The 251-nt window shown below is 56.6% G+C and carries 1 protein-coding gene; it reads left to right on the top strand.

Features of this window, described 5'->3' with window-relative positions:
- Positions 1-108 precede the first annotated feature (108 nt).
- Positions 109-251, top strand: a 143-nt coding sequence (gene rpmB, locus SB754_RS21845) for a 50S ribosomal protein L28 (RefSeq protein WP_410784403.1), incomplete at its 3' end; no start/stop codon positions are given.

Raw genomic sequence — 251 nt, 5'->3', positions numbered from 1 at the left:
GGTGTCAAAACTGGTGGCGGGACGCTCTTTATGGCAGGTGCTTAGGCAAACGCCCTGTGTCTGTTTTTTGAGGACCGTCATATTTACTACAACTGGAGGAGAGAGATCATGGCAGCATACTGCCAGGTCACCGGAGCCATCCCCGGCTTTGGTCACAGCATTTCGCACTCGCACCGCCGCAACAAGCGCCGGTTCGACCCGAATATTCAGAAGAAGCGCTACTGGGTTCCGTCCCTGCGCCGCAACGTCAC

It is taken from the genome of Leifsonia sp. SIMBA_070 (assembly GCF_046534635.1).
Lineage (GTDB): Bacteria > Actinomycetota > Actinomycetes > Actinomycetales > Microbacteriaceae > Leifsonia.
The sequence above is the reverse complement of the archived record's forward strand: the minus strand, read 5'-3'. Positions and strand labels throughout refer to the sequence as shown.